6 protein-coding genes are annotated in these 6,450 nt (G+C 71.4%); 3 read left to right on the top strand and 3 right to left on the bottom strand.

Annotated elements, in window-relative coordinates:
• Positions 1 to 57: 57 nt before the first annotated feature.
• Positions 58 to 840 carry a siderophore-interacting protein gene (locus ACFU7D_RS28090; RefSeq protein ID WP_378873493.1) on the bottom strand — a complete coding sequence of 261 codons (783 nt, stop codon included), beginning with the start codon at positions 838 to 840 and terminating at the stop codon, positions 58 to 60.
• Positions 841 to 890: 50 nt separating this feature from the next.
• The gene (locus ACFU7D_RS28085) at positions 891 to 1,595 is read right to left on the bottom strand and encodes a hypothetical protein (RefSeq protein WP_378873491.1); all 705 of its coding nucleotides are present in this window, start codon (positions 1,593 to 1,595) and stop codon (positions 891 to 893) included.
• A 307-nt stretch (positions 1,596 to 1,902) separates the two neighbouring features.
• On the opposite strand from ACFU7D_RS28085, the gene ACFU7D_RS28080 reads away from it, so the two are divergent.
• The 3 genes from ACFU7D_RS28080 to ACFU7D_RS28070 are packed head-to-tail and all read left to right on the top strand — an operon-like array spanning position 1,903 to position 5,697.
• Positions 1,903 to 3,324: a polysaccharide biosynthesis tyrosine autokinase gene (locus tag ACFU7D_RS28080; RefSeq protein ID WP_378873489.1), complete on the top strand. Its 1,422-nt coding sequence runs from the start codon at positions 1,903 to 1,905 to the stop codon at positions 3,322 to 3,324.
• A 2-nt stretch (positions 3,325 to 3,326) separates the two neighbouring features.
• Complete coding sequence (locus tag ACFU7D_RS28075) at positions 3,327 to 4,700, top strand: O-antigen ligase family protein (protein WP_378873487.1); 1,374 nt, start codon at positions 3,327 to 3,329, stop codon at positions 4,698 to 4,700.
• Positions 4,693 to 5,697, top strand: coding sequence for an acyltransferase family protein (locus ACFU7D_RS28070; protein ID WP_378873485.1), 1,005 nt, complete (start codon positions 4,693 to 4,695; stop codon positions 5,695 to 5,697). The genes ACFU7D_RS28075 and ACFU7D_RS28070 overlap by 8 nt, the downstream gene beginning before the upstream one ends.
• On the opposite strand, the gene ACFU7D_RS28065 is transcribed toward ACFU7D_RS28070, so the two are convergent.
• Positions 5,673 to 6,450, bottom strand: a 778-nt coding sequence (locus tag ACFU7D_RS28065; protein ID WP_378873483.1) for a glycosyltransferase family 2 protein, incomplete at its 5' end; no start/stop codon positions are given. The genes ACFU7D_RS28070 and ACFU7D_RS28065 overlap by 25 nt on opposite strands.

The following is a 6,450-nucleotide window of genomic DNA, read 5'->3' as shown; positions in this document are numbered from 1 at the left end:
ACCTCACTCCGTCGCATAGCGGCTCCGGCGGCTCGACCAGCGGGGTGGCTGCTCGGGTCAGGCGGACTCGGCCTCGGCGAGCTGGCGCTTCCAGTCGCGGAAGGTCTCCTCGGTGCGGCCGCGGCGCCAGTAGCCGGAGATGGAGACGTCGGCCTTCGGGACGCCGCGCTCCTTGAGGAGGTAGGGGCGGATGCCGTGCATGGTGACCGCGGCCTCCCCGTGGACGAAGGCGTGGACGCGGCCGTCGAGCCATTTCAGGTCGCGGATGGCGGTGACGAGCGGCTGCTCGTGGCCCTCGGCGTCCTCGGCGGCGTGGTGGGTGTGGCCGCCGGTGACCAGCCAGGTCACCTCGACGCCGTCGGGGTGGTCGAGGGGCTGCTCGTGGCCGGGCGCCGGGATGTCGATGACGGCGTAGCCGCGGGCGTCGGCGGGGAGTGCGGCCAGGGCCGCGCGGATGGCGGGCAGGGCGGTCTCGTCACCGGCGATCAGGTGCCAGTCGGCCTCGGGATCGGGCGAGTAGGCGCCGCCCGGGCCGCGAGCCGCGAGGGTGTCGCCGGGCTGGGCCGCGGCGGCCCAGGGACCGGCGTACCCCTCGGTGCCGTGGACGACGAAGTCGATGTCGAGGGTGCCGTCCTCGACCGAGGGGTTGAGGGCGGTGTAGGTACGCACCACAAGACCGTCCTCCTGAGGAAAGACGAGCTTGACGTAGCGGTCGGTGAAGACGCTCGACGAGAAGGCACTCAGGTCCTCGGAGCGGAAGCTCACCCGGATCATCGTCGGACTCAACCGCTCGGTGGCGGTGACGACGAGGATGGTCTCAGGCTTGGCGGGACGGCTCATGTAGGCAACCCTAACTTGCCCTCAAATGGGCTGCAGTGAACCGGGCGCGGTCAACCCGCCGACCGGGTGGAGTGCGTGGACCGGGGCTGGGTGGACTCGGCAGGGGGTGCGGGCGAGGGGATGGCGGGAGCGGGGCGCTGGGGCTTGGCGACCAGCGACAGGCTCGGCTCGAGCACCCGCAGCAGCGCCTCGACGTGACCACGGGCCTCGGTCACCAGCCTTCGGGCCTCGCGCGGGGACCGCTTCCGCAGGTCCTGGAGGTCGTCGTCGGCCGGCCGCCGGACCCGCCGCCGGGCCTTCTCCAGCGGCGCGAGCTGGACGAGCGTACGCAGCCGGGTGGCCGCATCCGCCTCCGAACCCCCGTGGCCGCCCAGAGCCGTGCGTCCCAACAGGTCGCCGAGCGCGGCGATCTCGATGAGCGTGAAGGTGCGCTTGACCGCGGAGGGCACCAGCCGGGCGACCTCGCTGCGGTGCGAGCGTTCGGCGGTGATGATCAGGTCGGCGCTCTCGATGTCGCCGACGTCGAGCGGGTAGGCCTGGTGCCTGGTCAGCCGAACCCCGGCGAGAGCGACCTCTGAGGCGATCATCGGGTCCATGTCGTAGCCCTCGAGCGCCTCGCTGCCGGCCGAGATCACCGTGATGCCGTGGCGAGCGAGCCCACCGATCTGGCCGACGCCCTCACGGAGCATCGCCTCGATCGCCGGCGATCGTCGTACGTTCCCGGTGCAGACGACCAGGATCGTCGCGGTCTCCATCCCTGCCTACCTTCGAACAGTCGCCTGCCGATTCTCGAGCGCGGATCTCACATCCACGCGGCCAACCCCCCGAACGTGACGGACAGACATTACGCAATCGACGTACGGCTCCAGAAACCGACGGCAGATCAATCCCCCATTTGGGGGAACGAGTTGGGCACCCGGCCCTGTCATACCCGAAATCGGGTGAGGATGTGCGATGGCCCCGTGGACCTGCCTCGACGGCAGCACCCATTGCCTCGGGCTCCGCTTCGGCGGGTGAGCCACGGATGAGCTGCCCGGCCAAGACATCGGATGGAGTGACCTGTTGGACCTGCGCGATTACGTCGCTGCCCTGCGGAAGCGTTGGTACATCGTCGCGGTGCTCGCGATCATCGGTGCCGGCGCGGCCTTCGCGCAGGCGCACGCGAGCCCGCCGCAGTACCGTGCGCAGAGCACCGTCTTCGTCTCGATCGCGCGCGGCGCGACGACCCAGGAGCTGGTCCAGGGCTCGACCTTCACCCAGGACATCGTCCAGTCCTACGCCAAGCTGGCGACGATGCCGGTCGTGCTCGACCAGGTCATCTACGACCTCGACCTCGACACGACTCCGAAGGCGCTGGCCGAGGAGATCACCGCCGAGAACCCGCTCGACACCGTGATCATCGAGATCGACGCGGTGGCCACCACCAGCTCCGGCGCCTCCGACCTCTCCAACGCGGTCGCCGACGAGCTCACCACCACGATCACCAACCTCTCCCCCAGCTCCAACAAGAAGTCCGCGGTCGAGGTGACCGTGGTCGCCCGCGCCGACCCGCCCCAGGAGGCGTTCGCACCGCGTACGCGGCTGGCCGCTCTGGTCGGCTTCGCCGGCGGTTTCGGCCTCGGTGTCGCCATCGCGGTGGTCCGTGCCCTGCTCGACACCCGGGTCAGGACCGCGGCCGAGCTCGAGCAGCTCACCGACGTGGGGCTCCTGGGGGCGATCCCCCGGCGCCGGGGCCAGCGGCGCTCGCGTGGCGCGGTGACCGCCATCGACCCGCACAACGTCGCGGCCGAGGCCTATCGGAGGCTGCAGACCAATCTGCAGTTCCTCGACGCCTCCTCGAGGGTCCGCTCGATGGTGGTGACCTCCTCGATCGGCGGCGAGGGCAAGTCGACCACCTCGATCAACCTGGCCCTGGCGATCGCGGAGCAGGGCCAGCGGGTGCTGCTCGTCGATGCCGACATGCGCCGTCCGGCCGTCGCCGACTACTGCGGCATCGAGGGCGCGGCCGGGCTGACCACGGTGCTGATCGGGAAGGCCGAGCTCCACGACGTCGTCCAGATCTGGGGAGATGCCAACCTCCACGTGCTCACCATGGGTGAGATCCCGCCCAACCCCGCGCAGCTGATCGGCTCGCCGCGGATGGTCGACCTGCTCGCGGAGGCGCGAGACGCCTACGACGTGGTCATCCTCGACTCCCCGCCGCTGCTCCCCGTGGCCGACGGCGCGATCCTGTCCCGGCTGACCGACGGTGCCCTGGTGGTCGCCAACTGCCGTACGATCCACCGCCCGCAGGTGCTCGAGGCCATCGACAGCCTCGAAGCCGTCGACGCCCGGTGCCTCGGCATCGTCGCCAACCAGGTCCGGGACACCGCCGCCCACACCTACTACGGCCAGCCCGAGCAGAGCTGGTTCGCCCGCCTCCTCTCCGGTCTCGTACGTCCCCGGGAACCGCGCCAGCACGGCTATCCGGCCGCCGGGAGCTGAGCGTGGCCGTCGCGACGGCGGTCCGGGTGCGCACCCAGCGCACCCGGCGCACGCAGCGCGCCGAGCGCACCGGCTGGGAGGTGCTGACCGCTCTCCTGGCGGGGGCGGCCGCGTTCCTCGCCGGCACCGACGTCGATCTGGTCCGGGGCCTGACCGTGGGCGGTCTGGTGGGTGCCGCCCTGGCTCCGGTCTGGATCCGGGAGGCGAGCCGCTACCGCGGTGCGGCGCTGGGCGGCGTACTCCTTCTCGCCTGCCTCATCTCCGCGCTGGCGCTCGCCACCTGGCGCTCGGCGACGCATCCGTCGACCGAGGCCGGCGTGCTGTTCGAGCTGGTTCCGGTCGTGTCGACCGCGATGTGCGTCGGGGCGCTGCTGTGGGGCCAGCGTGTGCTCTCGCCGGGGATCGTTGTGTGCCTCTACGCCCTAGGCTCCTTCATGACTTCCACGATGGGGTCCAGGTTCGCCGAGGACCCGTGGCGGTTCGGGTTCTCGATGCCCGCGACGATGTTGCTGCTGGGAGCCTGCCTGCTCATCCGGCGGCGTCCCCGCAAGAGGCTCCTCGCAGACATGACCGCCCTCGGGATTCTCACCGCGGTCACCGCACTGTCCGGGGCAAGGTCGATGAGCGCGTTCCTGATCATGACCGCGGTGCTGCTGCTGTGGCAGCACCGGCCGCGGACGGCGAAACGGACCACCTCGGCGCTGCTCTCGCTGGTACTGGTGGGCGCGCTGGGGCTCGGGCTCTACCGATCGCTGGAGGGCGCTGCCCTGGACGGCTATCTCGGCCAGTCGGCCCAGCAGCGCACCGAGGAGCAGACCCAGGCGGCCGGGTCGCTCATCCTCGGCGGCCGGCCCGAGATCGGCGCCGCGGTCGCGCTGATGCTGCACGAGCCGCTCGGCTACGGGGCCGGCATCATGGCCACCTCGACCGACATGCAGGTCGCGAAGCAGGGCATGTCCCGTCTGGGCTATGACCCGGACAACGGCTACGTCGAGCACTACATGTTCGGCACCCGGATCGAGGTGCACTCGCTGATCGGCGACCTGTGGATCTGGTTCGGGTTGGCCGGGCTGGTGCTGTCGGGGTGGCTGCTGTGGCTCGCCACCTCCTACCTGGGCCGGAGCATGGCCCACCGCACCGGCACCGCGCTCGGCATCTTCCTCGCCCTGCAGCTCGGCTGGAACCTCTTCTTCGGCCCGATCATCAGCTCGCTCCCGCCGCTCGCGCTCGCGCTCGGGGTCTTTCTGCTGCAGCGCAAGGACGACGTCCCGGCTCCGTCGACGCCGAAGCCACAACCGCGGCCATCACGGCGGCCCGGCCGTCAGGGGCAACGCGCTCGCCGCCGTTACCTCGCCGGAGGGCCCCAGCGTGCGTGAAGGCTGGATCGACTCCGCGCGGGGCCTGGCGATCATCCTGGTGGTGCTCTTCCACGCCGTGATCAACCTCGACCTGGTCGGCCTCGCCGGCCCCTGGTCGCGGCTGGCCTACCCGCTCGACACGTTCCGGATGCCGCTGTTCTTCTTCCTCGCCGGACTCCTCGCCCCCTCGTTGCTCGCCCGCCCGCTGCGGCAGGTGCTGCGCACCCGGTGCCTCACCCTGATCTACCTGTACGTCCTGTGGTGCCTGCTCCTCGTCGCCTTCCGCGCGCTCCTGCCCCACTCCCCACCGGGTGGAGTCGCGGCGGTCGCGCGGGTGCTGGTCGAGCCCAACGTCTACCTCTGGTTCCTCTACACGCTGTGCCTGTTCACGCTCGTGGGGTGGCTGACCCGACGACTGCCCGCGTGGCTCGTCGTCGGGACCGCATTCGCGTGCTCTGCGGTCTTCGCCGCCGGGCTCGTCTCCACCGGCGACGTCCCGTGGGACAAGACGTTCCGCTACTGGTTCTTCTTCGTGCTGGCCTCCCGCACGGCATCTGCGGTGCGCTCGGTCGTGCCGCGGATGCGGATGGTCCACGTGATCGGGGCGGGGGTGGCGTACGTGGTCGTGCTGGGGTTCTTCCTCTACATCTCCGACGACCGGATCATCTTCGTCCGGCCGATGCTGGGCCTGCTCGCAGTGGCTGCCGGCTGCGGTCTCGGGGTGATGATCGCCCGGGTGCCTGCCCTCGGTCTCGTACGCCACCTCGGCACCCGCACGCTGCCGATCTACGTCGTCCACGCCTTCCCGATCACCGCCGCCGCGGCCCTACTCGCCGGACGTGACACCGACTGGCCCCCGGGAACCGACCTGATCGCCGTACCCCTCCTGACCCTCGCCGCGATCCTGCTCGCGCTGGGTCTGGACCGGCTGGTCACCGGCCGCGTCCATGGGATCTTCGACGTCCCGTTCCCCCGCCGAGATTCAGCGGGTCAGCGGGCGTACTCGGTGACGTAGGAGCCCCAGGCACCACGGAGCATGCCGACGCCGCGGAGCAGGGTGCGGGTGCCGCGGGCGTGGTGAGCCGGTGAGCCGGTGAGCCGGCCGAGGACGAGGCGGGCGGAGCCACCCAGGACACGGACGAGGCCGCGGGCGGTTGCCCGCAGGCGGGCGGCCGGACGGCGGCCGGAAGGGGCGAGGTAGACCTGCACGCGCGAGTCGGAGTTGCCGATGCGGGAGGCCCGAGCACGCACCCAGGACGGGGTCGCGCGGTCGGCGGGCACCAGGTCGTGGACCGGCGCCTCGTCGCACCACACGATCCGGCCACCGGCAGCCGACAGCGTGCGGGTGAAGACGGTGTCGGAGCCGCCGGAGAGGCCGAAGCCGAGGTCGAAGCGGAGCTCGCCGACCCGCGCCATGTCGAGAAGGAGGTTGTTGGTCGCGGCGGTGGTGACGACGGTGCCGGTGGGGTGCCTCAGCCGCTGGAAGAAGCCGCCCGCCGTGATCCAGGGATCCGGGTCAGCGTCGAACGTGGAGACGACCGGGCCGACGACGGCAGCGGCACCGGTCTCCTCCCAGCACGCCAGCAGCGTGGGCAACCACCTCCCCGAGGGCTGCTCGTCGTCGTCGATGAAGACGACGACCGCCTCGGGCCCGGCCTCGGCCAGAGCCCGGTTGCGGGCAGCGGCGATGCCGGGAGTCGGCTCGTGGACGTAGACGACGCGTACGTCCCCTCCGGCCGCCTCCGCGACCGCGGACGCAGCGCTCGGC

Origin of the sequence: Nocardioides sp. NPDC057577 (assembly GCF_042801335.1) — a bacterium.
Taxonomy (GTDB): Bacteria; Actinomycetota; Actinomycetes; order Propionibacteriales; family Nocardioidaceae; genus Nocardioides.
The sequence above is the reverse complement of the archived record's forward strand: the minus strand, read 5'-3'. Positions and strand labels throughout refer to the sequence as shown.